The sequence below is a fragment of the Streptomyces sp. S3(2020) genome (genome assembly GCF_013044505.1).
Classification (GTDB): domain Bacteria; phylum Actinomycetota; class Actinomycetes; order Streptomycetales; family Streptomycetaceae; genus Streptomyces.
Genome location: NZ_JABERD010000010.1, coordinates 50,013 through 74,144, shown reverse-complemented (window position 1 = coordinate 74,144; position 24,132 = coordinate 50,013). Strand labels below are relative to the sequence as shown.

At 70.6% G+C, this 24,132-nt stretch carries 20 protein-coding genes; 9 read left to right on the top strand and 11 right to left on the bottom strand.

What is annotated here, in order from left to right:
- Nucleotides 1-15 precede the first annotated feature (15 nt).
- On the top strand, nucleotides 16-741 hold the full coding sequence (locus HLK59_RS05740; protein ID WP_171140121.1) for a TioE family transcriptional regulator: 726 nt from the start codon (nucleotides 16-18) through the stop codon (nucleotides 739-741).
- A gap of 64 nt (nucleotides 742-805) precedes the next feature.
- Here HLK59_RS05740 and HLK59_RS05735 read toward each other — a convergent pair whose 3' ends face one another.
- Nucleotides 806-1,273, bottom strand: a complete 468-nt coding sequence (locus tag HLK59_RS05735; protein ID WP_171140120.1) for a helix-turn-helix domain-containing protein — start codon at nucleotides 1,271-1,273, stop codon at nucleotides 806-808.
- A 92-nt stretch (nucleotides 1,274-1,365) separates the two neighbouring features.
- Between HLK59_RS05735 and HLK59_RS05730 the strand changes: the two genes are divergently transcribed.
- Nucleotides 1,366-1,866 carry a PaaI family thioesterase gene (locus HLK59_RS05730; protein ID WP_171140119.1) on the top strand — a complete coding sequence of 167 codons (501 nt, stop codon included), beginning with the start codon at nucleotides 1,366-1,368 and terminating at the stop codon, nucleotides 1,864-1,866.
- 135 nt (nucleotides 1,867-2,001) lie between these two features.
- Here HLK59_RS05730 and HLK59_RS05725 read toward each other — a convergent pair whose 3' ends face one another.
- From HLK59_RS05725 to HLK59_RS50415, 4 genes are all read right to left on the bottom strand, one after another.
- Nucleotides 2,002-2,868, bottom strand: coding sequence for an alpha/beta hydrolase (locus tag HLK59_RS05725; protein WP_171140118.1), 867 nt, complete (start codon nucleotides 2,866-2,868; stop codon nucleotides 2,002-2,004).
- A gap of 88 nt (nucleotides 2,869-2,956) precedes the next feature.
- The gene (locus HLK59_RS05720; RefSeq protein WP_171140117.1) at nucleotides 2,957-5,119 is read right to left on the bottom strand and encodes a PI-PLC domain-containing protein; all 2,163 of its coding nucleotides are present in this window, start codon (nucleotides 5,117-5,119) and stop codon (nucleotides 2,957-2,959) included.
- Entirely contained in the window at nucleotides 5,022-5,882 is an 861-nt protein-coding gene (locus HLK59_RS05715) for a hypothetical protein (RefSeq protein ID WP_171140116.1), read from the bottom strand. The genes HLK59_RS05720 and HLK59_RS05715 overlap by 98 nt, the downstream gene beginning before the upstream one ends.
- Nucleotides 5,879-7,240 (bottom strand): hypothetical protein, encoded by a 1,362-nt coding sequence (locus tag HLK59_RS50415; RefSeq protein WP_206326811.1) that lies wholly within the window; start codon nucleotides 7,238-7,240, stop codon nucleotides 5,879-5,881. Before HLK59_RS50415 ends, HLK59_RS05715 begins: the two co-directional genes overlap by 4 nt.
- A 361-nt stretch (nucleotides 7,241-7,601) precedes the next feature.
- Here HLK59_RS50415 and HLK59_RS05705 point away from each other — a divergent pair, with 361 nt between their 5' ends.
- Together HLK59_RS05705 and HLK59_RS05700 are read left to right on the top strand one after the other, a co-directional pair.
- The gene (locus tag HLK59_RS05705; protein WP_171140115.1) at nucleotides 7,602-9,779 is read left to right on the top strand and encodes a nitrate- and nitrite sensing domain-containing protein; all 2,178 of its coding nucleotides are present in this window, start codon (nucleotides 7,602-7,604) and stop codon (nucleotides 9,777-9,779) included.
- Nucleotides 9,780-10,044: 265 nt separating this feature from the next.
- Nucleotides 10,045-15,255 (top strand): family 43 glycosylhydrolase, encoded by a 5,211-nt coding sequence (locus HLK59_RS05700; RefSeq protein WP_171140114.1) that lies wholly within the window; start codon nucleotides 10,045-10,047, stop codon nucleotides 15,253-15,255.
- A gap of 130 nt (nucleotides 15,256-15,385) precedes the next feature.
- On the opposite strand, the gene HLK59_RS05695 is transcribed toward HLK59_RS05700, so the two are convergent.
- A complete protein-coding gene (locus tag HLK59_RS05695) occupies nucleotides 15,386-16,072 on the bottom strand; it encodes a haloacid dehalogenase type II (RefSeq protein WP_171140113.1) in 687 nt (228 codons plus the stop codon).
- A gap of 109 nt (nucleotides 16,073-16,181) precedes the next feature.
- Nucleotides 16,182-16,673: a DUF1801 domain-containing protein gene (locus tag HLK59_RS05690; protein WP_171140112.1), complete on the bottom strand. Its 492-nt coding sequence runs from the start codon at nucleotides 16,671-16,673 to the stop codon at nucleotides 16,182-16,184.
- A gap of 139 nt (nucleotides 16,674-16,812) precedes the next feature.
- Here HLK59_RS05690 and HLK59_RS05685 point away from each other — a divergent pair, with 139 nt between their 5' ends.
- Nucleotides 16,813-17,556 carry an SDR family oxidoreductase gene (locus HLK59_RS05685; RefSeq protein ID WP_171140111.1) on the top strand — a complete coding sequence of 248 codons (744 nt, stop codon included), beginning with the start codon at nucleotides 16,813-16,815 and terminating at the stop codon, nucleotides 17,554-17,556.
- Between the two features lie 51 nt (nucleotides 17,557-17,607).
- On the top strand, nucleotides 17,608-19,086 hold the full coding sequence (locus HLK59_RS05680; RefSeq protein WP_171140110.1) for an oxidoreductase: 1,479 nt from the start codon (nucleotides 17,608-17,610) through the stop codon (nucleotides 19,084-19,086).
- 108 nt (nucleotides 19,087-19,194) lie between these two features.
- Here HLK59_RS05680 and HLK59_RS05675 read toward each other — a convergent pair whose 3' ends face one another.
- Entirely contained in the window at nucleotides 19,195-19,497 is a 303-nt protein-coding gene (locus HLK59_RS05675) for a hypothetical protein (protein ID WP_206326810.1), read from the bottom strand.
- 85 nt (nucleotides 19,498-19,582) lie between these two features.
- Between HLK59_RS05675 and HLK59_RS05670 the strand changes: the two genes are divergently transcribed.
- Nucleotides 19,583-20,386, top strand: coding sequence for a maleylpyruvate isomerase family mycothiol-dependent enzyme (locus HLK59_RS05670; RefSeq protein WP_171140109.1), 804 nt, complete (start codon nucleotides 19,583-19,585; stop codon nucleotides 20,384-20,386).
- A 131-nt stretch (nucleotides 20,387-20,517) separates the two neighbouring features.
- Entirely contained in the window at nucleotides 20,518-21,207 is a 690-nt protein-coding gene (locus HLK59_RS05665; protein WP_171140108.1) for a DUF6882 domain-containing protein, read from the top strand.
- 33 nt (nucleotides 21,208-21,240) lie between these two features.
- Here the strand turns inward: HLK59_RS05665 and HLK59_RS05660 are convergent, their stop codons facing one another.
- A complete protein-coding gene (locus tag HLK59_RS05660; RefSeq protein ID WP_171140107.1) occupies nucleotides 21,241-21,624 on the bottom strand; it encodes a barstar family protein in 384 nt (127 codons plus the stop codon).
- A 124-nt stretch (nucleotides 21,625-21,748) separates the two neighbouring features.
- Here HLK59_RS05660 and HLK59_RS05655 point away from each other — a divergent pair, with 124 nt between their 5' ends.
- Complete coding sequence (locus tag HLK59_RS05655) at nucleotides 21,749-22,114, top strand: hypothetical protein (protein ID WP_171140106.1); 366 nt, start codon at nucleotides 21,749-21,751, stop codon at nucleotides 22,112-22,114.
- Nucleotides 22,115-22,137: 23 nt separating this feature from the next.
- Here HLK59_RS05655 and HLK59_RS05650 read toward each other — a convergent pair whose 3' ends face one another.
- Entirely contained in the window at nucleotides 22,138-22,938 is an 801-nt protein-coding gene (locus HLK59_RS05650) for an SAM-dependent methyltransferase (RefSeq protein ID WP_171140105.1), read from the bottom strand.
- Between the two features lie 85 nt (nucleotides 22,939-23,023).
- Nucleotides 23,024-24,055 carry a saccharopine dehydrogenase NADP-binding domain-containing protein gene (locus HLK59_RS05645; protein WP_171140104.1) on the bottom strand — a complete coding sequence of 344 codons (1,032 nt, stop codon included), beginning with the start codon at nucleotides 24,053-24,055 and terminating at the stop codon, nucleotides 23,024-23,026.
- Nucleotides 24,056-24,132 lie beyond the last annotated feature (77 nt).

Here is a 24,132-nt window from a genome sequence, read left to right as displayed (position 1 = left end):
GATATCAGCAGGAGCATGGGGAAAAACCTTCAAACCAGTGAGCGACTCAGGCCGGTCGATCTGGCCCGTGGGCACGGTCTGTCCACGCAGGCGGTCAGGAACTACGAGGAGGCGGGCATCCTTCCGCCCGCCGGTCGCACTCCGCACGGCTACCGCACCTACACCCCGCTGCACGCGCGGGCGCTGCGGGCGTTCCTCGCCCTGGTGCCCGGTCACGGCCACCGGACGGCGGCGTCGGTCATGCGGGCCGTGAACCAGGACGCGACCCAGGAGGCGCTGCGGCTGATCGACGAGAGCCACGCCCAGCTTCTCGACGACCGGCGCACCCTCCAGGCCGTGGAGCGCGCCCTGCGCGACCTGGAGCCCCTGCCCGAGCCCTCCGAAGCGGCCCGGTCCGCAGGGGGGTTCATCGGGCCGCTGGCGGGCCGGCTCGGCATCCGGCCCGCGACGCTGCGCACCTGGGAGCGCGCCGGGCTGGTACATCCGCGCCGCGATCCGCGGACCGGGTACCGCGTCTACGACGAGGCCGACGTACGGGACGTGCGGCTGGCCCATCAACTCCGGCGCGGCGGTTATCCGCTGGAGCGGATCGCCCCGCTGATCGCCCAGGTACGGGCGGCTGGCGGGCCGGAGCCCCTGGAGGCCACCCTGCGGGACTGGCACGCCCGGCTGTCCGCCCGCGGACGGGCGATGCTGGCCGGGGCGGCCGAGCTGGAGGCGTACCTGCGCGAACGCGGATGAGAGGCCGACCGCCGGACGAAGGGTCTTGACTCCGCACCGGCCAACTGCGGCACCGGCCGAGGGGTCACGCCCGGCGGCGCGCCCCGGGGCCCGGCCGGGCGGAGACCTCTTTGGGGGTCAGGGCGACATGCTCCTCGCCGCACGCGACGACGGCCCGGACCGGTGCCCCGCACTCGGCGTGGCGCATGTCCATGACCGGTCCGTCGGGTTCCCCGGCGTACTCGTCACCCCACTGGCGAAGGGCGACGAGTACGGGCCACAGGTCCCAGCCCTTGCGGGTCAGCCGGTACTCGTTGCGGGAGCGGCTGCCCGGCTCCTGGTAGGCGACGGTGGTCAGGACGCCGGCCGCGGTCAGCTTCCGCAGCCGGTCGCTCAGAACCGCCTCCGACAGGCCGATGTGCCGCCGGAAGTCGTCGAACCGGCGCACGCCGCAAGCGACGTCCCGCACGATCAGCAGCGTCCACTTCTCTCCGACCAGGTCGAGTGTGCGCTGCACAGGACAGTTCTCCGTGCTGACCTCAAGCCACTCCATGCCCCCATGCTAGGCGCTGGCTTCACCTTTGACAGTCAGGGACGGGCCGGGCTAGCTTCAATCAACGAAGTCAGCTGGGAGGACGCCGGAACATGGGACGCGTACGCACCTACGAATGGGACGACCCCTCGATCACCGCCGCCGCCGTGGGACGCGCCTCAGGTCTGGAGTTCCTGCGTGCGGTGCAGGCCGGCCACCTGCCCGCGCCTCCCATCGCGGCGACCCTCGACTTCACCCTCGACGAGGTGGACGAGGGCAGGGCCCAGTTCTCGATCACCCCGGGCGAGGAGCACTACAACCCGATCGGCAGCGTGCACGGCGGCGTCTACGCCACCCTGCTCGACTCGGCGGCAGGGTGCGCCGTGCAGTCCACGCTCCCGCCCGGCATGGGGTACACCTCGCTCGATCTGACCGTGAAGTTCCTGAAGCGGATCACCTCCGACACGGGCCGGGTCCGGGCCGTCGGAACGGTCGTCAGCCGAGGCCGCCAGACCGCGCTCGCCGAGGCCAGGCTGATCGACGCCCAGGATCGCCTGTTGGCTCACGCCACCAGCAGCTGCATGCTCTTCCCGGTGCCCGCCTCCACCGCCTGAACCGACGGCACGGGCCTGTGGGCGCCGTCCTCGACACCTGCGTGAGGATCTGCGCGAGTCGGTGGTCGCGGCCGAACTCGCCTGGCCGACAAGGCACGTCGGAGTGTTCTGCCGACGTCGAGCGGCAGGGGGAGTTCATCGTCGGCGTCGCGCGACCGCAGGGTGGTGTCCGCCGGATTGTCGGAGGAAGGCCGCGAGAGCCGCGGTGAGTTCGGCAGGTGTGTCTTCCTGGACCAGGTGGCCCGCTCCCGCGATCGGCTCCAGATGTGCGCCGGGGATGCGGGCGGCGAGCTCGCGTCCCTTCTCCGGGGGGATCCAGGTGTCGTCCTGGCCCCAGCAGATCAGGGTGGGGATCGTGATGTCGGCGTACCGGTCCTGGATCTCGTCGGTGTGGCGCTGGGTCGCCTGGGCGATCTGCCGGTAGAAGGCCGCCTGGCCGGGGTCGCCGAGCCAGGACTGGACCAGTCGGTCGAGAACGGCCGGGTGCAGGCCGGGGCTGCTGGCCGAGCCGACGTATTCACGTACCAGGGCCCGGTGCAGTGCGGGCGGCAGTTGTTCGAAGACCGCCGCGTGTTCGCCGACGAGTCGGAAGAACGGCGAACCCCACGGGGCCAGTGCGACCGGATCGACCAGAGCGAGCGCACGGTAGCGGGCCCCGTGCAGCAGATGCGCGCGCAGACTGACGGCACCGCCGAAGTCGTGGGCGACCACGAGGGGTTCGTCGAGGCTCCAGTGCGCGAGGAGCTCGGTGAAGACCCGGCCCTGGGCGGCCAGGGAGACGTCCTGACCGCTGGACTTCTCCGACGCGCCGTAGCCGGGCATGTCCCACACGAACACCTGCCGGTCGCGGGCCAGCGCGCGGGCCACGGAGCGCCAGACGTACGACGAGAAGGGCGTGCCGTGCAGCAGCACCACCGGGTCCCGGCCGGGTGGCCCGAGGCTGCCCCAGCGCACCTCCCCCGACGTGCTGCGGAACGTCTCGGCCAGGTCCCACTCACTCACGGGCACCGCTCCTCTCCCACGGCATGGTCAAGAGCGGAACCGGCGGATGTATTCCGCCTCCGCCCGCCCGGCGGATCCACCTCAACTGTCAGCCACGGCGGGCGTTCAGGGCGTCCACCGCGGCGCCGGCGTCGCCGATCGTCGTGTAGTCGATCGCGATGAAGTTCACGGGCCTGCCCCGCTCCCGTTCGCAGCGGTCGACACGGTCCAGGACGTATTCGCGGGTGTTGACCTCGCCGGCGTCCAGTCGGCTGCCGCCGTCGGCGGTGATGAAGTGGTTGAGGAGGAACAGACGCTTGCCCGTGCCGCCCCGGTGGGGCACGCAGCTCATCTCGTCGGGGCTGCGGAACGCGAACGGTGTCTCCATGCCGTAGCGGTAGAAGTTGCGGTACCAGGCCTCCGGGCCGTCCGCCTGTTCGGCGAAGACGACGAGCCTACGGCCGCTGTCGATCATGTCGCCCAGCGTGGGCCAGGGCTCCGCGGGGTCCGGGTCCGGTGTGTACACCAGGTCGGACAGTCCGGCTTGCGTGAAGGCCTTCGCGGTGTCCTCGGCGGTGATCGCGTCCTGGACGATCAGGGTCAGGACGTCGGTCGGATGGTCGCGCATCCAGTCCCCGATCTCCCGCAGCTCCGGCACCAGTTGGATCGCCCCCGCACGGCACACGGCATGGCACAGCCACAGCCCCTCGCGGGGCGGGTTGACCTTGTTGACGGCCCCGGCGATCAGTGTCCGCTGATCGGCGCTGAAGTCGGACTCGGTGAGCCGTGCGGTGATCTCGTCGGGCTTCTCCCAGCGGTAGGTGTCGAGCTGTAGGGCGCGCACGCCGTCGTCGAGCTGTGTGGTGATGGCCGGGTCCTGGAGCGGCCCGATGAACCGGTCGACGGTGGTCGACATGGCGTTGTGCGAGGTCAGGTAGGCCACCTCGTCGTAGGGCCGGTCGCACAGCCGCACGCTGCCCTGGCACCGGCGGGCCGCCGAGGGGCTCGCGACGAGCGGCACCAGTACGACACCGGCCAGGGTCACCGCGCACGTGCCGACCGCCACCACGCGCGCGTACGGTGCCGCGGTCCGCAGGCTGGGCCGTACCTGGAGGGCCCAGCCGAATCCGGCGAGCAGTGCTCCGGCGATCAGGGGGACCAGGGCCGTGTAGAGGGCCGCGGCCACCATGTCGTCGACGGCCGTGCGCTGGAGGTCGTCGACCAGGCGGGTCAGGCTGGGCGGCCAGCTCCCCGGTGGGCTGATCACCCGGCCACCGCTCACCACCCGTACGAGAACGGCGACGAGCGCGGTGAGGAGACCGCCGGCGGCCAGGGCCCAGCCCAGCAGCATCGGCCTGCGGCCCGGCGCGGCGGACGTGGTCAGCCACAGCACCACCAGGGCGGCGACCAGCAGGGCGGCGGCGACGATTTCCACGATCCCGAGTCCGAGCGCCGTGTAGGCGCGTGCCCGGTGGAGGGCCGTCAGGTCGTTGCCGGACGCCTCCAGCGTCTTCTCCAGGTTCCAGCCGTTGCCACCGGCGAGCGTCCGCAGTCGGGCGGTCGCGTCGGTGGTGCGTTCCGACACCGCGACGGGTGCCACCGTGGCGAGGACGGTGGCGATGTCCCCGTCCGCGAGGGCTACTTCGATGTCGTCGCGCAGCGCCGCCCGGTCCTGCTCGGGCAGGGTGCTCAGGACACGCTCGGCCGCCGTGGCCGCCTGTTCCTCGGAGAGCGGCAGCGCGGGCAGTGTGGCGGGGGCGCGTCCGGCGACGACGTCCCTCAGCGCGGCGGACAGGTCGGTCGAGAAGGCGTCGAAGTCCGGTTCGGCGCGGTTCTGCACCGAGGCGACCAGGTCCCCGAAGTAGATCTGCGCCAGGTCGTTGATGTTGGTCAGTACCGGGCGCAGGTCGACGTTCAGGACGAGGCTGTCGCGGTCGCCGTTGAGGTAGCCGACCACGGCGTCGATCTGCTCGTGGGTGAGTTCCCGGACCGTCTCCGGAGGCAGGACCAGCTTGACGTTGGAGGTGAGCACGGCTTCCGGGACCGGCAGCCCGGCGAGGAGGTCCCGGGTCACGGCGGACACCTTCGGGTCGACCAGGACCTGGTCGTAGAGCCGGTCGTACGCCGACTCCTCGTCCAGGACGGACTGGTAGAACGCCGCGGAGACGACCGTGTCACGTGCCGTGGCCGTCATGGTGACGACCATCGTGCACAGCGCTGCCGCGGCGAAGGCGAGGACGCGCAGCCATCTGCGCGAGGTCACGGGATCCATGGGGCACCTGCTCCTCATGGTGATCGTGCCGCGCGCGGGCCGCAAACGGTGCGGGGGCCTGGAGGTGCTGGAAGAACTCCTCCAGCAGGGCGACGAGGCCTTCGGCGGCACGGGTGTGCTGGTCATCCGTCCATGGCGAGTCCGGCCGGCCCTCGGGGAACACGACGAGGACGACCTGTGCCATCCAGGTGAGGTTCTCGCCCACCCCGTACGTGGCCGCGAGCCATGCACGAAGACCGTTCAGCAGCACCCCGCCACTGGCATGGTCGTAGCCGTTGAGGTACGCCACCACCCCGTCGTAGGTGACGCGGCCGACGTACATCCCCGTCCGATCCCTGAAGCTCTCCCAGAACCGCTGGTGCGAGTCGACCGGGCGGTGTCGGAACCGGCGCCAGGCAGGCGGGATCTCGGCGAGGTCCGTGCCGATGCCCCAGGTGGAGTACGACACCACCTCCGTGCCCACGCCGAGCGCCCCCAGGAGAACGGCCGTGCGGGCGGCCGGGTCGACGGGGCCCGACCTCCTGACCCAGACGTACGTTCCCGGCGGGTCGCCTTCGTGATGGGTGACGACGAAGTCCGTTCCGTCGAGGACGAAGAACGCGGCGCGCACGGCACCGTGTGCGTCCCATGACTCCTCGATCGTCAGGCTCAGTCGGTGAGCCACCTCGTCGAGGTCCAGGGAGAGCAGGGCCATGGAGACCAGTGGGCCGGTCGTGGCCTGGAACATCGAGCACTGCACCGCCGTGGCGTCGTCCGGGGTCACAGGTCTGCCTCCGTGAGAATGCGGTCCATGACGGTGGGCCGCAGTACCGGGTTGGCCGCGGCGTCGTCGGCCACGTTCGGGTCGGGGTCCGCCAGCAGTCGTTCCAGCAGGGCGTCCGTGATGTTGGGGTGGCGGGCGACTCCGCGACGCAGGAAGGGTTCCGGGTCTGCGGCGAGCTGTTGGAGAGCCGGCAGCGGAAGGTCCGGATCCTTGAGGGCAAGGGAGCGTACGTTCGAGGCCGGTTCGTCGACGAACGTGCGCAGTGTGTGGCGGGGGAAGTTGGGGTGCTCGACGAGCAGCGGTCGATGGTGGTGCACGTCGCCGTGGGCGCGTACCAGTCGTTCCAGGACTTCCGGTGGTGTGTCCGGCCGACGGGCGGCGGCGCGGCGGACCGCCAGGTCCGGGTCGTCGTCCAGCCGACGCCATGCCTCCTCGGGCAGATCGCGGCTGCGGGCGAGTACGCGCCGGAATATCGCGTGCGGGCCGTCCAGATAGCTCAGACGCTCGTCCAGGGGCGCGTCATACATCCAGGCCGGTTCGGTGAAGTTCCAGGTCATCGCCACTTCCGCGTCGATGTCGCCGTCCACGCGCTGGGCTTCCACGAGCGCGTACAGCCGGTCACGCGTGGCGTCGTCGACATGGCGGCTCTGTGCCACCGCGACCCGCACCAACGGGTCGTCGAGGTCCAGGAGTCGGGCCACCATGGCGGCGGTGAGGTGGGGATTGCCGGCCACGGCCCGCTGGATGTCCTCGTCGCCGGTTTCCATGAGTCGGGCGAACTGGTCCCAGGTGAGCGGTATGTACCGCGCCACGTTGGCTCGCACGGCCGGGTCGGCGAGGCACCGGTCCCACCACTCGGCCGGCACGCCCGGTTGCCTCTGTCGCGTGGCCGCGGCACGCACGCCTGGATCCGGGTCCGCGAGGAACGCCGCCTGCACGGAGGCCGGCCGACGGTACCAGGATTCCGCGACCGCGGCGCGCAGCTTGGGATCGGGCGCCTCGGCCAGCGAGGCCAGGGGCTGACCGTAGACCTCTTCCAGGTCTACGGGGACGACCGGCGCCGCGTACTCCACGAGACGGTGGATGAAGTCCGCGCGGGCGTCGCGGATCGCGGGGTTCGGATGCGTGGCTATCCTGCCGCGCATGGCTGGGGAGATCTGCTCCGCGCGGAGGGTGGTGATGACGTCTCCGTTGTCATGCTCCAGCAGTGCCTCGACCACCGCATCCGTCACCGGCCCCCGCCGCCTCGACATCCCGTGCCGGCCGGCCTTGTGGGCCGCGAGCCGGACCAGGACGTCCTCGGGGGCTGCCGGGTTCCGGCCGAGACCGGACAGGCGCGGGTGGTGAAGGTCTGTCATGCCCTCAACCTAATCGGTGTGCGCCGCCTGGTTGTCCGTCAGTCTGAACACGGAGCACTTCGGATCCGTAACGTCTCAAAGGAGCCGTGATCGGGTCCCGCACGCATACAGCCAGGAATGGGCCGACACGTTCAGCCGGGCGCGATCGCGGGTCACCCGCCGTCGAGAGGTCGGTAGTCCAGTGAGGAAAGCAAGGCGAGCAGCGCCCGGCAAGGCAGCTGCGGGAGCCCCCGCGTCGGGTACGCCTCGCCTGGCGCACCCCCCGGCCCCGACGTCCGAGCCGACTCCACCGCCTCGACCGCCCGAGCGGCCGAAGGCGACGGGGCGCGGCACGGGCATCTCCTTCACCCGCAACTGGCGGGTGGCGCGGCGGCTGCGGGCCATCCTCCTGATCCCGGTCCTGGTCACGCTCGTACTCGGCGGATTCCGGGTGACACGTGCCGTGGACACCTGGCAGAACGCCGACGACGCGGTCCGGGTCGCGGAGTTGGTGCAGGCGGCGAACAAGTACGCCAGCGACGCGATCAACGAGCGCGATCTGTCGGTCGTCCCGTTGCTGGCGGGCGACACCGACTCCGACGTCGTCGCCAAGGCCCGCAAGATCACCGATCAGGACAGGGCCGCCTTCGACAGGACGGTGGAGCGGATGCCCCAGACCGAGCGTCTGCTCAGGAGGGTCGAGGTGGTCCAGAGCGGTGGCGAGCAGCTCGCCGGCATCCGCAAGGCGGCGTTCACGTCCGCGCTGCCCGGGGTGCAGACCGAGGAGAAGTACCACCTGATCCAGCACCCGCTGATGGAACTCTCCAACGAACTCGGCTTCGGCAGCAGCAACCAGGCCAGCTTCGGCCGCGCCCTGTACGCCATTTCGCTCACCCAGGCGGCCGAGTCCCTGACCCGGGCCATCGGCACCCACATCCTGGCCGAGGACCGCGGCAAGCTCCAGGAGGGTGAACTCGCCACGCAGCTCGCCTCGTTCCGCTCCTACGCCTATCTCCAGCAGGTCGCGCTGGTGGAGTTCGACGGCGCCGCCACGAGCCAGGACACGGCACGGCTGAAGAAGGCGCTGGCGGCCGCGAAGACCAAGGGCGAGCAGCAGGTCACCCGGGCCGCCGCGCAGGCCAAGGCGGCCGGGGAGGACTACGTCGTCCCGCCGGCCATGACGACGATGATCAGTGAGATCGCGTCGGGGAAGTCGGCGGCGGATCTCGCGGAACAGGGCATCACCACCGACTCCTTCTTCGCCGCGTCCACGCTCTCCTTCGACGCGTACCGCCAGGTCGAGGTCTATCTCAGCGACACCGCGCTCGCCAATGCCGAGGACATCGCCGACAGTGCGCGCCGGGACGCCATCGTCCTGTCGGCCGTGGTTCTCGGCGCCGTGCTGGCCGCGTTCCTGATCGCCGCCGGGGTCGCCCGCTCGATGAGCAGCCGGATGAATGTCCTGCGCGGCTCGGCGTTCCAGATCGCCGAGCAGCGGCTGCCGGCCCTGCTCTCGCAGCTCAACCGCGCCACTCCCGGCCGTGTCGACACCCAGGTCGCGCCGATCCCGATCACCTCGACCGACGAGATCGGCGAGGTCGCCCGCGCCTTCGACCAGGTGCACCGTGAGGCGGTCCGGCTGGCCGCCGAGCAGGCGGTGCTGCGCGGCAACATCAACGCCATCTTCACCAACCTGTCGCGCCGCAGCCAGTCACTCATCGAGGGTCAACTGGCCCTGATCACCGACCTGGAGAACAACGAGGCCGATCCGGACCAGCTGGAGGACCTCTTCCGCCTGGACCACCTGGCGACCCGTATGCGCCGCAACGGCGAGAACCTCCTGGTGCTCGCGGGCGAGGAGTCCAACCACCACGGGGTGCCCCAGCTCGCCCTGATCGACGTGGTGCGCGCCGCCTCCTCGGAGGTGGAGCAGTACGAGCGTGTCGAGCTCAGTGGGATCCCCGAGGCCGAGATCCACGGCCGTGCCGTCAGCGACCTCGTGCATCTGCTGGCCGAACTCCTGGAGAACGCCACCACGTTCTCCTCACCGCAGACGAAGGTGTACGTCACCGCGGGCCGGCTTCCCGACGGGCGGGTCATGGTGGAGATCCATGACAGCGGCATCGGTCTGACGGCCGAGGACTTCGCCGCGATCAACCACAAGCTCGCCCATCCGCCGACCGTCGACGCCAACATCTCCCGGCAGATGGGCCTGTTCGTGGTGGGCCGGCTCGCCGACCGGCACGGTATCCGCGTCCAGCTGCGGCCTTCCCGGCAGCAGACGGGCACGACGTCGCTGATCATGCTGCCGCACACGATCACCTACACGGCGGCGCCCGAGGTGCCCGCCGGGGCGCCCGTCGACTTCCCCCATCCCCTGGAGAGCGCACCGCACTTCGCGGTTCCCGGCGGGGGCATCGTGGAGTCCTTCTCCCATGACGGCCAGGGGGTCCACGGGGCGCCGGACCAGTCGGGGACGGATGCGATGAGCCGCTACCTGCATCGTGAGGAGCGTCGCCGTCTGATGGGGCATGGCGAGCACGAGGACGTTCCCCGGTAGGAAGTCGGCAGGTCCGGAGTGCGACGCCGCCTCCCCAACAGGGCGCCGCACTCCGGCCGATGGACCCATGACAGCACTGTTCGACCTGTCGGACATTGTTCGAAACCTCTTGACGCTGCACCACACCCCGTTTGACACTCTCGCAACACGACGTCACACAGCCGAAACGCCAGGGTGTCCACGGCCGAGGTCACTCCCGTCAACGGCTCGCTCCGCCATGCCTTTTCCCTCCCCCGTCAGCCATGCCTCAGCAGGGAAACCCCACATGACGCACTTCGCACGTCCGCGCACCCGCGCGAGACGCCGGGCGGGCCGATTCGCCGGCCTGACCGTCGCCTCGCTGTTCCTGGGCCTCACCGCACCCCTCGTCCCCGCGCAGGCGGCGGACACCGCGGATGTCACCGACGGACTGGCCCTCTGGTACAAGCTCGACGCCTCCTCCGGCACCACCGTCACCGACGCCTCCGGCAACGGCCGGGACGGCACGGTCAACGGCACCGCCGGCTGGACGGGCACCGGCCAGGGCCTCGCCTTCAACGGTTCGGACACCTACATCAAGGTGCCGAACGACGTCATGAAGGGCATGGACTCGATCAGCGTCTCCATGGACGTGCTGATGGACGAGTCGCAGACCACCCCGTACTTCATCTACGGCTTCGGCAACACCACCAGCGGCGCCGGCAACGGCTATCTCTTCGCCACCGGCAACTCGCTGCGCACCGCCATCGCTTCCGGCAACTGGTCGACCGAGCAGAACACCCGGCCCAGCGACTCGCACAACCTGACCCGCGCGGTGTGGAAGCAGCTCACCTACACCCAGACCGGCAACACCGCCGTGCTGTACGAGGACGGCACGGAGGTCGGCCGCAACACCTCGGTCAGCATCACCCCGGGGTCGATCGGCTCGGGCACCACGACCGCCAACTACATAGGCAAGTCGGTCTACACCAGCGACAAGCTCTTCAAGGGCAAGATCCGTGACTTCCGGGTCTACGACCGCGCACTCGCCGGCTCCGAGGTCGAGCAGCTCTCGCTCCCCATCGCCGAGGAGGGTGTCGCGGCCGACCAGGCCGCCCTGACCCTGGGCGACACCAGCGCGGTGACCGCCGATCTGACCCTGCCCAAAACGGGCACGGCCGGCGGCTCCACCATCACCTGGGAGAGCGACAACACCGGCGTCGTCTCCGACTCCGGCGCGGTGACCCGCCCCGCCGCCGGTGAGCCGGACGGCCACGCCACGCTCACGGCGACCCTGAAGAAGGGTTCGGTGAGCGCCACCAAGACCTTCGAGGTCACGGTCCTGCCCGCCGTCGACGACGCGACCGCCGTCGAGCTGGCCGCCGAGGCGCTGACCGTGCACAACGTCGACGACGCCCGCGGCAACCTCACACTCCCGGCCACCGGCACCTTCGGCACCGAGGTCTCCTGGTCCTCCGCGAACACGGACGTCGTCTCCGCCGAGGGCGTGGTCCACCGTCCCGCGCACGGCGACGGCGCCACGACCGCCGAGCTGACCGCCACCGTCACCAAGGGCGACGCGAAGGCGACCCGCGCCTTCACGGCGAAGGTGCCGGAACTGCCCGAGAAGGAAGCCCTCAAGGGCTACATGTTCAGCTACTTCACCGGCGAGGGCACCTCGGACGGCGAGCAGCTCTACGCCGCGCTCAGCAAGGGCAACGACCCGCTGAACTGGCGGGAGTTGAACGACGGCAAGCCCGTCCTGACCTCCACGCTCGGCGAGAAGGGCCTGCGCGACCCGTTCATCATCCGCTCCCCCGAGGGCGACAAGTTCTACCAGATCGCCACCGACCTCAGGATCTACGGCAACGGCGACTGGGACGCCTCCCAGCGCACCGGCAGCAAGTCCATCATGGTCTGGGAGTCCACCGACCTGGTGAACTGGACCAACCAGCGCCTGGTAAAGGTCTCCCCGGACTCGGCCGGCAACACCTGGGCCCCCGAGGCGTACTACGACGAGAAGCTCGGCGAGTACGTGGTCTTCTGGGCGTCGAAGCTGTACACCACCGCCGACCACTCCGGCGACACGTACAACCGCATGATGTACGCGACGACCCGTGACTTCTACACCTTCAGCGAGCCCAAGGTCTGGGTCGACCGCGGCTACTCGGTCATCGACTCCACGGTCATCCAGCACGACGGCGAGTACTTCCGCCTCTCCAAGGACGAGCGGAACAACTCCTCCTCCACGCCCAACAGCAAGTTCATCTTCGAGGAGAAGAGCGACACGCTCCGCAACCTCTCCTGGACCGCCGTCGCCGAGGGCATCGGCAAGGGCGAGATGAGCGCGGCCGAGGGCCCGTTGGTGTTCAAGTCGAACACCGAGGAGAAGTGGTACGCGTTCCTCGACGAGTTCGGCGGACGCGGCTACATCCCCTTCGAGACGACGGACCTGGCCTCCGGAGTCTGGACCCCCGCCACCGACTACGACCTGCCGTCCAAGCCCCGGCACGGCACGGTGCTCCCGGTCACCCAGGCCGAGTACGACCGGCTCCTCAAGACGTACCAGCCGGACCAGATCATCACGAGCGCCGAGGACGTCAAGGTCGAGACGCGCATCGGCCAGGCCCCGGTCCTGCCCGCCACCGTCATCGCCGAGTCCGCGGACGGCGTGAAGCGGCCCGTCGCCGTCACCTGGGAGGCCGTGGACGCGTCGCAGTACGCGCAGGCCGGTACCTTCACGGTGAAGGGCGACCTCGCGGGCGACTCCGCGATCGACGTCAGCGCCGAGGTCACGGTCTCCGCCGAAGGCCCGGACGTCCCGGCCGACCTGCTCCTGCACTACGACTTCGACGAGAGCGGCGGCAGCATCGCCCGCGACTCCAGCGGCCACGGCTACCACGGCACCTACGTCCGTACGCCGGACTTCGGGACCGGTGTCGAGGGCGGCTCGTTCAAGATGTCCGGCGGCAACAGCAGTTCCAGCTCGCCGTACGTCAAGATCCCGAACGGGGTCCTCAAGGACACGACCAGCGTCACCGTCTCCACGTACGTGAAGTGGAAGGGCGGCGACAACTTCCAGTGGCTGTTCGGCCTCGGCCCGGACAGCAACAAGTACCTGTTCGCCACGCCCTCCAACGGCGGCGGGAAGCTCTTCTCCGCGATCACCAAGGCGACCTGGTCCGGTGAGAAGCAGATGATCGGCGGCTCCCAGCTCACCGCCGGCGAGTGGAAGCACATCACCGTCACGCTGGACGGCGCGACCGAGACGGCGATCCTCTACATCGACGGCGCCGAGGCGGCCCGGGTCAACGGTGTCACCGTCAAGCCGTCCGAGCTGTACGACTCGGCGAAGGACTACTCCGGCTACATCGGCAAGTCGCTGTACTCCCCGGACCCGTACTTCGGCGGCGAGGTCGACGACTTCCGGATCTACAACCGGGCCCTGACGCCCGCCGAGGTCCTGGAGCTCAGCGGCAACACCACCGGGATCGCGGGGGCGACCCACCCGGCGCTGAAGACCGACGCGATCATCACCGACAAGAGCAGCAAGATCGTCCTGCCGCTCACCCCGGGCAGTGATGTCACCGCCCTGGCACCGGAGTTCACCCTCGCCCACGGCGCGAGCATCAGCCCCGCCTCCGGCACCCTGCGCGACTTCACCGAGCCGGTGACGTACGAGGTCACGGGCTCGGACGGGAAGAAGCGCACCTGGACGGTGTCGGCCGTGGAGATGAAGAGCCCGCTGCTGCCGGGCCTGAACGCGGACCCGAACATCGTCAGGTTCGGCGACACCTTCTACATCTACCCGACCACCGACGGCTTCGAGGGCTGGAGCGGTACGCAGTTCAAGGCGTACTCCTCCAAGGACCTGGTCCACTGGACCGACCACGGCGTCATCCTGGACCTCGGTCCCGACGTCAGCTGGGCCGACAGCCGCGCCTGGGCGCCGGCGATGGAGGAACGGGACGGCAAGTACTACTTCTACTTCTGCGCCGACGCGAACATCGGTGTGGCGGTGTCGGACTCGCCGACCGGCCCCTTCAAGGACGCCCTGGGCAAGCCGCTGCTGAAGGCCGGTGACTACACGGGCCAGATGATCGACCCGGCGGTCTTCACCGACGACGACGGCACGTCCTACCTCTACTGGGGCAACGGCCGCGCCTACGTGGTCCCGCTCAACGACGACATGGTCTCCTTCGACGCCTCGAAGGTCACCAACATCACGCCGAGCAACTACAACGAGGGCTCCTTCGTCATCAAGCGCAAGGGCACCTACTACTTCATGTGGTCGGAGAACGACACACGTGACGAGAACTACCAGGTCGCCTACGCCACCGGCCCCTCGCCCACCGGTCCCTGGACCAAGCGGGGCGTGATCCTGGAGAAGGACCTCTCGCTCGGTATCAAGGGCCCCGGCCACCACTCGGTGGTCCACGTCCCGAACACCGACGACTGGTACATCGTCTACCACCGCTTCGCCATCCCCGGCGGTGACGGCATGCACCGCGAAACCACCATCGACAAGATGGAGTTCGACGCGGACGGTCTGATCAAGAAGGTCGTCCCGACACTGACCGGCATCGACCCGGTCACCATCGTGCACGCCGGTCCCGACACCAAGGGCACCGAGGGCACGGCGATCAAGCTGGACGGCACGCTCTCCGGCGCGGGGAGCGCCAAGTGGACGGCCGAGGAGGGGGCGCCCTGCGTCTTCGCCGACGCCGGGGCCGCGAGCACGACGGTCACCTGCACCGACGACGGCACGTTCACGGTGACGCTGACCGGCGGCCGCAGCAGCGACACGGCGACCGTCGAGGTCGCCAACGCGGCACCGGCCCTCACCTCCGCCACGGGACCGAAGTCCCCGGTGTCGGTGGGCAAGCGGGCGGTTGTCACGGCCGAGTTCACCGACCCGGGCACCCGTGACACCCACACCTGCAAGGTCGACTGGAAGGACGGCACCGAGCCGACGGCCGGCACGGTCACCGCGTCCGGCTGCCGGGCGGAGCACACCTACCGCAAGGCCGGTATCCGCAAGCCGGTGATCACCGTCACCGACGACGAGGGCGCCTCGGACAGCAGGACGCTCCCCGAGCTGATCGTCTACAACCGCGCCGCCGGACCCGCGTTCGGCACCGGCGTCTTCACCTCGCCGGCCGGGGCCTTCCCCGCCAAGCCGACGCTGACCGGAAAGGCCGGCTTCGTCTTCACCGCCTTCTACGCGAAGCAGTTCTCCGTTCCCCTCGGGCAGCTGTCCCTGGACTTCGCCCCGGCCAAGCTCAAGTTCCGTTCCACCGGCTCCGACTGGCTCGTGGTCACCGGCTCCCAGGCCGTCTACCAGGGCTCCGGAACGGTCAACGGGGCCGGCGGATACGGCTTCCGGGTCACCGCCACGGACACCCCGGACAGCTTCCACGTCAGGATCTGGAAGAAGTCCGGTGGTGATGTCGTCTACGACAACGTCACCGGCTCGAAGATCACCGGACTGGTCACCATCGGCGACCGTAGAAAGTGAGCACCCGGCCTGATGTTCCGTACGGCGGCCGACCGTCAAGTGCAGATCGTCGCCGCCATGGTGGGTGACGGGCTGTAGTCCCACGACCGGGAATGCCCGGGGGTGCTGAACCCCCCGGGCATTCCCCTTTTCATGGCCGGAGCCGGTCGGCGAGGTCGAGCAAGTCGGTGGCGTGCAGGTCGAATCGGTCCGCGGGAGTGGGCGGGTCGCCGACCGGGCGGGCCACATAGGCGGTACGCAGGCCGAGGCTCCGCGCTCCGCGCAGGTCCCAGGCGTGGGCGGCGACCATCAGCAGTCGCTCCGGCGGCCGGCCCGAGACGGTGACGGCGAGTCGGTAGACGGCCGGGTCCGGCTTGTAGGTCCGGGCGTCCTCGGCGGACAGTGCCTGATGCCAGCGCAGTCCGGCGTGCGCGTTGATGCCCAGGAGCGCCGTCCGGCTCGCGTTGGAGAGTCCGATCAGCGGGAAGCGTTCGGCGAGCCGGGCGAGCCCCGCGACGGTGTCGGGCCACGGCGGGAGCCGGCGCCCCGACAGGGACAGTGCCGTCACCGCCGTGGGGTCGTCGACTCCGGCGGCGTCGGCGACCAGGCGGGCGGCCTCCAGGTCCAGTACGTCGGTGGGGGCGTAGGGCCGGGCGCCGTCGAGGATGCGACGCTGCTCGGTCTCGATGTGCCGCTGCCACAGCGCCAGGAGCTCCTCGGTCCCGGAGTCGTCGAGGTTCGGGGCGAGTTCACGGATACCGGCGCGCAGACCGGCGGGTTCGTCGACGAGAGTGCCGAGCACGTCGAACACGACGGCGTCGATCTCCGGCTCTGGCATGGGGGAGGGCCTCCTGGACGAAGCTGGGGCGGGAGAGCGGCTGTGGGGGCAACGTGACGAGCGGCCACCCTGATTCCCGCTGCCGGCCGGCTCCGACCGCGTCAGCGCCTCAGCTCACGGCCTTCTTGATCAGTGCGGCGATCCGCTCCCCGGTGTCGCCGGTCAGGTCCGTCAGCGCGTAGGCGGTCGGGAACAGGGGGCCGTCGTCGAGGTTCGCCAGATCGCTGAAGCCGAGCGTGGCGTACCGCGTCTTGAACTTCTGCGCGCCCTGGAAGAAGCAGACGACCTTGCCGCCCCTGGCATACGCCGGCATGCCGTACCAGAGCTTGGGCGCGAGTTCCGGCGCGCTCTCCCCGACGATCGCGTGCAGCCGCTCGGCCAGGACACGGTCCGCCTCCGGCATCTCGGCGATCTTCGCCAGTACGTCGGCCTCCGGGTCCGCCTTGGCCGTCCCACGGCCCCGCCGCGCGGACGCCTTCAGCTCCTGGGCGCGCTCCTTCATCGCGCCCCGCTCCTCGTCCGTGAAGCCGTCGTACTTCTCGCCTGCCGTCTTCTCGCCTGCCGTGCCGCCGCTGTTGTCCGACGTCTGCGAGCTCTTCATGGCGGATTCCTCTCGACCGGGCCCTGGTGGCATGACACCAGGTTAGGAACCATCCGGCGCGGCTGCTTCTCCGAAACTGATCGGATGCAGCCCAGGGACCCACCTCCGAGGCGACAGGGCCGTGGCAAGATCCGCAAGCATGAGCAGCATCGAACAAACGGATCGCCCCGTCGCCCTGGTCACCGGCTCCACCTCGGGGATCGGGGAGACCGTCGCCCGCAGGCTGGCGGCGGACGGCATGCGGGTCGTCGTGCACTCGCGACACAGCGCGGAAGCGGGCAGGGCGCTGGCGGCGGAGCTCGACGGCACGTATCTGCGGGCCGACCTGGCGGTCGAGGACGAGGCACGTGCCCTGGTGGAGGAGACACTCGGCCACCACGGCCGGCTGGACGTCCTGGTCAACAACGCGGGCATCAGCCGGCCCATCCCCCACCACGACCTCGCGGCCGCGACACCGGCGGACTGGCGGCAGCTGCTGGAGGTCAACCTGATCGCCCCCTGGGTGCTCTGCACGGCCGCCCTCCCCGCGCTGCGCCGGTCCCCCACCGGTGGCTGCGTCGTCAACATCACCAGCCATGCCGGGGTGCGCCCCAAGGGCTCGTCGGTGCCCTACGCGGCGAGCAAGGCCGCGCTCAACCACGTCACCCGGCTCCTCGCGGCCGCCCTCGCACCCGACGTGCGCGTCAACGCGATCGCGCCGGGCCTGGTCGACACCCCCATGACCAAGGACTGGACGCACGCCCACGAGGTGTGGCGCGACCGCGCGCCCATGGGCCGCCCCGCCCAGCCCTCCGACGTCGCCGGCCTGGTGGCCTCGGTCATCGCCAGCACCTATCTCACCGGCGAGGTCATCGTCCTCGACGGCGGACTCAACCTCACCTGACAGGAGGCGGGCCCACGATCACCGACGGCTTCTGCCCGTTACTCTTCCCGCGTGTATGCGTACGAGGAACTCACGTCGGCGGAGCGGCAGTTGTGGGACGCGTATCCCACGGGCCGCTTGGTGGACTTCCGTACGGGTGAGGCGGAGGACGATCCCGACGGCGGGGGCGACTGGGGCGACGAGCGGACCGTGCGGGCCGGTGTGGTGGCCGCTCTGCTCCTCGGCGCGAATCCGGCCCGGCCGGGAGCGGTGCCCGCGCTGCGGATCGCGGGCGCGCGGATCAGCGGTGTCCTGGAGCTCGGCGGGGCCGAGATCGGGCATGTCATGCGGTTCGAGGGGTGCTGGTTCGAGCAGGGCGCCGGGCTGTACGGCGCCATCACCCGGACGATAGAGATCAAGGGCAGCAGGCTGCCGGGCATCGACCTCAGCATGGCCAGGGTGGAGGGCAGGGTCGCGCTGCGCCACACGGTGGTCAGCGGCTCCGTGAAGCTGTTGAACGCGCGTCTGACCGGTGAGCTGGCACTCAGCCACGCGGTGCTCTCGCAGCCCGACGGCTGGGCCCTGTTCGCCGGCGGGGTCGTCATGGAAGGCGGGCTGTTCTGCCGTTCCGCCACCGTCCACGGCGGCGTACGCCTCGTGGGCGCCCAGCTTCTCGGTGGCCTGCACATGGAGCGGACGCGGCTGCTCAACCCCGGGGGTGTGGCACTTCTCGCCGACCATGCGGTGGTGAGCAGCATGGCTCTGTCCGAGGGGTTCACGGCCGAGGGGACGGTCAGTCTGCGGGGCACGCAGATCACCGACCAGGTGACCTTCGACGCGGCCGAGCTGCGGGCCGACGGCACGGCGCTCGACTGCGCCCGGATGCAGGCGGGGGTCGTCGTCTTCACCCCGGCCGGGCCGCCGTCCGGGGTGGTGGACCTGGAGGACGCCCGGGCCGTCGCCTTCCACGACCGGGCGGGCGTCTGGCCGAAGACCGTGCGGCTTCAGGGCTTCACCTACGGCTCGCTGCACGAGATCAGCGAGCTCCAGGGGTCGTCCGTCGAGCGCCGCGTGGCGTGGGTGCGACGGCATCCGGGGTACGCCGCCCAGCCGTACGAGCAGCTGGCGGCCTGGTACCGGCAGATCGGCCACGACGACGATGCCCGACGTGTCCTGCTGGTCAAACAGCGCGACCGCAGAAGGACCCTGTCGCCGCCCGCCCGGCTGTGGGGCCACCTCCTGGAGGCCACCGTCGGCTACGGCTACCGCCCGTGGCGTGCGGGCGTGTGGCTCGCGGCGCTCGTCCTGCTCGGCACCACGGTCTTCACCACCCACACCCCCACGGCGACCGAGCCCGGCCAGGTGCCCCCGTTCACCCCCTTCGTCTACACGCTCGACCTGCTCATCCCCATCGGCGGTCTCGGCCAGCGCACGTCCTGGTACTGGCAGGGCGGAACGGCCGCCTGGCTGTCGTACGCGCTGATCGCGGCGGGCTGGATCCTCACGACGGCGGTACTCGCCGGCATCACCCGGACCCTGAACCGGAACTGACCACCCTTCCCCTGGATCCGCAACCGGCGGCCGCGCACGGGAGCCGGGAATCGAGTACGGCCGGACGACGGCCCGTCCCGACGTTCCGCTTCGGCGGCGTCGCCGGCGCTAGCCGCCGTAGAAGCGTCCTCGGTCGCACAGGGCGTCGATCGCGGCGTTGTCCTGCTCGGTCAGCTGCTCGTCCAGGGCGACGCTGATGACGCGCCGGGCGTGGGCCAGACGGCGGGCGACATCCCAGTCGCTGACGAACCTGCCCACGGTCGAGTCGTCGGCGGTTCCGGATGCCTCGCGGGAGCCAAGGCGGTCAAGGGAGACCACGAACTCGTTGAGGTCCTGGAGGATCGCGACGACCTCGTCGAGGGGGATGCGGATCTCTCGGGTGGACATGTCCACCGGGTTCATCGCGTTCATCGCACGATTCAACTGCACAGGCGCTCCGGAGAGCCAGGCGTGAATCCGCGTTGAGCGGAGGCCCGGTCCGTTCTACGGTGGCTCGGTGAGTGATGTGAAGCATGACATCTTCTGCACCGAAATCGGCACCCGGGCCGGCGAGTTGCGCGCGGCCGTGCGGTCCGCCGAGGCGGGGCCGGCCGCGACGTCCGTCCCCAGTTGTCCCGGATGGAGCCTGACGCAGCTCGCCCGGCACGTCGGAGGGACCCATCGGTGGGCGGCGCGGATCGTCCGCGGCCGAGCGACCGGTCCCGTCGCCCACGACATGGTGGACGACGTCTTCTCGCCCGCTCCCGAGTCCGCCGCCGACCTGGACGCCTGGCTCGCCGAAGGAGCCGCGGAACTGACCGGGGCCCTGCGCGAGGCCGGTTCCGACGCCCCGGTGTGGACGGTCGCACCGAGCGGTGTCGCGGGTTTCTGGGCCCGGCGGATGGCCCACGAGACGACCCTGCACGCCGCCGACGCCGCCTTCGTCACGGGGACCCCCTTCGCCGTACGGGAGGAGCTGGCGCGGGACGCCCTGGACGAGTGGATGGGGTTCGGCGCGCTGCCCCGGGTGCTGGAGGCCGCCGGGCCCGACGCACCGCCCCTCACCGGACCCGGCCGCACACTGCACCTGCACGCCACCGACGCGCCCCACGCCGAGTGGCTGGTGGACCTCACCGCCGTGCCGATCACCTGGAGCCACACCCACGCGAAGGCCGCGGTGGCCGTCCGTGCCCCGCTCACCGACCTCGTACTGCTGCTCTACGGCCGCCGCACCCCGGCCGACGCGTCCGTCGAGGTGTTCGGGGACGCGGACCTGCTGTCGCTGTGGTTGGAACGCTCCGGTTTCTGGCTCCGCAAATAGGCCAAGGGGCCGGGACACACATCAGGGTGCCGGGAACCCGAACTCCCCCACAGCGGCACCCGGCCGTTGCGGTGACGCGCCCCGTCCGACCCTGTTCGAGGTGTGATCCGGCCGTTTCGTAGGGTCGGGGCATGGTGAGTGAATTCAGCGAGGCGTTCCTGCGTGAGGCCGAACGGCATGCCGCGTGGGGTGCGGCCCAGCTCGACGCGCTGGGCGCGTTTCTGCCCGAGGGGCCGTGGACCGCCGACCTGCCGTCCTGCCTGTACCAGCAGGGGGAGCTGGAGCTGCGGGTGGCGGTGCTGGGGACCTACGACATGGACCAGCAGTCCTGGATGTGGGGCTGGGCCAATCCGGGTCTGCGGGGCACCGAGGTGGTGGCGCTGACCGGCGCGGTCCGACGGTACGGACGGGTGCACGGGATCCCCGAACTGGCCGAGGAGATCGTGCCGTTGTCCGGGTTCGCCGATCCTCGCCGGGCCGCCGAGATGCTCGCCTTCACGGGGATGGGGGTGGCCGAGGCGCCCGGGTACATCGGCGTTCCGGCGGGCCCGGCCACACAGGTCTACTTCCTGCCCGACGACGCCCGTGTCCCCCGCGCCGGCCTGGACCCGGTCACACTGCCCCGGACGCTCCTCACCGGAGCGGGGCTGATCGGGTACTCGGCCCGGGATGTCGTCGGCGGCTACTTCGACCACCACGATGTGCCGCAGAGCTCCGAGGGCGACCTGATCGTCGCGGACCTCGGTGGTGGGAACGCGGTGGAGGTGGGCTTCGACGAGGTGGGGCGGATCTCCGGGGTGCAGGTGAAGGTTCTGCCGTGAACGACCGGGGCCGCCGCGATCCTGGTGCGGCGGTCAGCGCAGGCGCAGTCCGCCCGGGTGTTCGCCCTCGATGATCGCGACCAGCCAGTCGAAGACGGTGGGCCCGCGTCCGGCGCGGGCCTCCGCCAGGTCGGCGCTCACGGAGGGCCTGTTCGTCGGGTGGCAGCGCGCGAGCCGGATGTCGAGCTGCCGGGCGGTCTCGGGGTGGCCGAGGTGACGGCGGGACGACTCGTGATCACGCCATTCGATCACGTAGTCGCCGTCCTCCGGCGTGCCGTAGCCGCCGCGGAGGCAGTCGACGAAGGCGTCGAGGTTGCGGCCGAAGTAGCCTTCGTCGCCGATGGTCTCCCCCACGACGCGCCAGAAGTCCTCCAGCGTCCTGACCTGTGAGCCGTCCAGTACATAGGTGACTGTCACAGCCCGGAGGATACGTGCCGCTCACGGGCAGCGGACCGCCTGGGGACCTGGCGCCTGTTCAGCGCGCGGCGACCATTCGGCGGATGCCATGGGCGGGACGGCGGATGCCGGGCAGGATGGCCTCATGACAAAACCCTCCTTGGCGTCGACGCGTCCCTCCGGCACGAACTCCTTGTTGTCCCTGTGGTCGCAGGACTCGGTGCTGTCGATCGGATCCGTGGGATCGGTGTTGTCGATCGGTTCGGTCGGCTCGGCGCTGTCCGTCGGGTCGATCGGGAGCGCGCTGTCCGTGGGCTCGATCGGGTCGGCGCTGTCACTGGTGTCGTTCGGATCATGGCTGAGCACGGGGTCGTGCCTGTCCGCGCAGTCGAAGTGGTCGGTGCTGTCCTGGCGTTCCTCCCGCGCCTTCCACTCCGTCGGGGTCCTGGGGGTGGTGGGCGTGACCGCTCTGCTGGTGGCTCAGCGGTCACGGCACGAGGCACGGGCGTGACATAGGAACCCGGTGCGGCGGGGTCAGTCCCGCCTGCGTGCCACGCCGCCGTAGAAGCCGATCAGTTCGGAGCCGGGTGGCGGTGGAGCGTCCGGGCGCCAGAACGGGGCCTGGGCGAGGCCGGGTTCGATGAGGTCGAAGCCGTCGAAGTAGCGCTCGACCTCGGCGTGGGACCGGAGGTTCAGGCTGGCGGTGGCCTTGTTGTAGACGGCTTGGGCCGCGGTGCGGTCGGCGAAGTCGCCGGTGGCGTGGGAGAGGACGAGGTAGCTGCCGCAGGGGAGGGCGTCGCGCAGGGTGGCGATGATTTCCCCGGGCTTGTCCGCGTCGGTGAGGAAGTGGACGATCGCGACGAGGAGCAGGGCGACCGGCTCGTCGAAGTCGATGACCCGGCGGATGTCCGGGTGGTCCACGATGGCCCTCGGGTCGCGGAGGTCGCCGAGCACGATGCTGGTCGTGCCGTCGCTGCTGAGCAGGGCGTCGCCGTGTGCCTTGACGATCGGGTCGTTGTCCACGTAGGCGACCCGTACGTCCGGTGCGACCTCGTGGGCGATCTCATGGACGTTCGGCGAGGTGGGAAGGCCGGTGCCGATGTCGAGGAGCTGACGGACGCCGCCCTCGGCGACGACGTGGCGGACGGCGCGCCGCAGGAATCCGCGGTTGGCGCGCAGACCGATCCGTACCTCGGGTGCGGCGGCGGCGAGTTGGTCGCCGGCGCGCTGGTCGACCTCGTAGTTGTCCTTGCCGCCCAGCAGGTAGTCGTAGATCCGGGCAGGGTGCGGTCTGCTGGTGTCGATCTCCTCGGCACGCACGCCGTCGCCTGTCACCCTGCGCTCCTCCCGCCGCCCACAGTGGGGACAGCTTCGCACATCAACTTCCTTGCTCGTGACGGCAGTTCCTCTCGCCGCGTCGCTACGGGCGCAGTTCGACGGAGATGTGCGGCGACAGCGCGCGCAGGAAGTCGGGTGCGTCGAAGATCTCGCCGGCGGAGGCGACCCCGACCGTCCTGGTCCGCCCGGTGAGGATGCGGTGGACCGCCTCGACCGCGAGGGGTGCGGTGACGGCGTAGATGTCCCGGCCCCTGGCCACGGCGCGCCGTTCGGTGCCACCGGAGCGTACGACGGCGTCGACGAGGAAGGTCTGGTCGGAGCGCCCGTCGTCGTCGGCCGCGGTCGGCGCCGGGGTGTCGGAGGCGGCGAGTTCCCTGGCCGCCTCGCTCGCCATGTGGGTGCTCACCTCGGGGACGGCCAGATGGCTGGGGATGGTGACGACGTCGGCCATGGTGAACTCCCCCATGACGTCCCGGATGCCCATCGGTTCGGGGAAGTGCCACTTCAGGACGGTCGGCTGGTCGTCGTGGTACTCCAGCCGCCCCTTCGTGTAGCGGACGCGCCGCCCGCCGCGCCGGCCGTGGGAGACCTCGCCCGCGGCCCGTGTCCCGGCGGTGGGGTGCCAGCCGCTCAGCCCGTAGGCGATGTGCGCCTCGTCGGCCGTCGTCCAGTCGCCCATCGCGGCGGTGGCCAGGAGGTCGCCGAGGCCGCCGTAGAAGGCCATCGCGGGGACGATCACCGCTTTCGCCGCCCGGGCGCGGTCCGCGAAGTGGGTGAAGGTGTCGGCGTTGGCCTCGATCTCGGCGGCCACGTCCACGTAGGGGATCCCGGCGCGCAGGGCCGCCTCGATGACGGGGGCCGCGGTGGTCGCGAAGGGGCCGGCGCTGTTGATCACGGCGTCCGCGCCGGCCAGGGCCCGGTCGAGGGCGGCCGGGTCGTCGACCGGCGCCGGCCGGACTTCGACCCCGGGGAGGGTGGCGGCCAGCTCGCGGAGCTTGCCGGCGTCGCGGCCGGAGAGGACCGGGACGAATCCGCGCTCCCGCAGATGTGCCACCACGAAGCGTCCGGTGTGCCCGTACGCGCCGTACACCGTCACCGTCTGTGCCGATCCCATGGGTTCTCTCCCCGTTCTCGTTGTTCTCGTTCTCTGCCGTCGAGAACATCCTGGCGAGAACGGACGCCCCGGCGTGA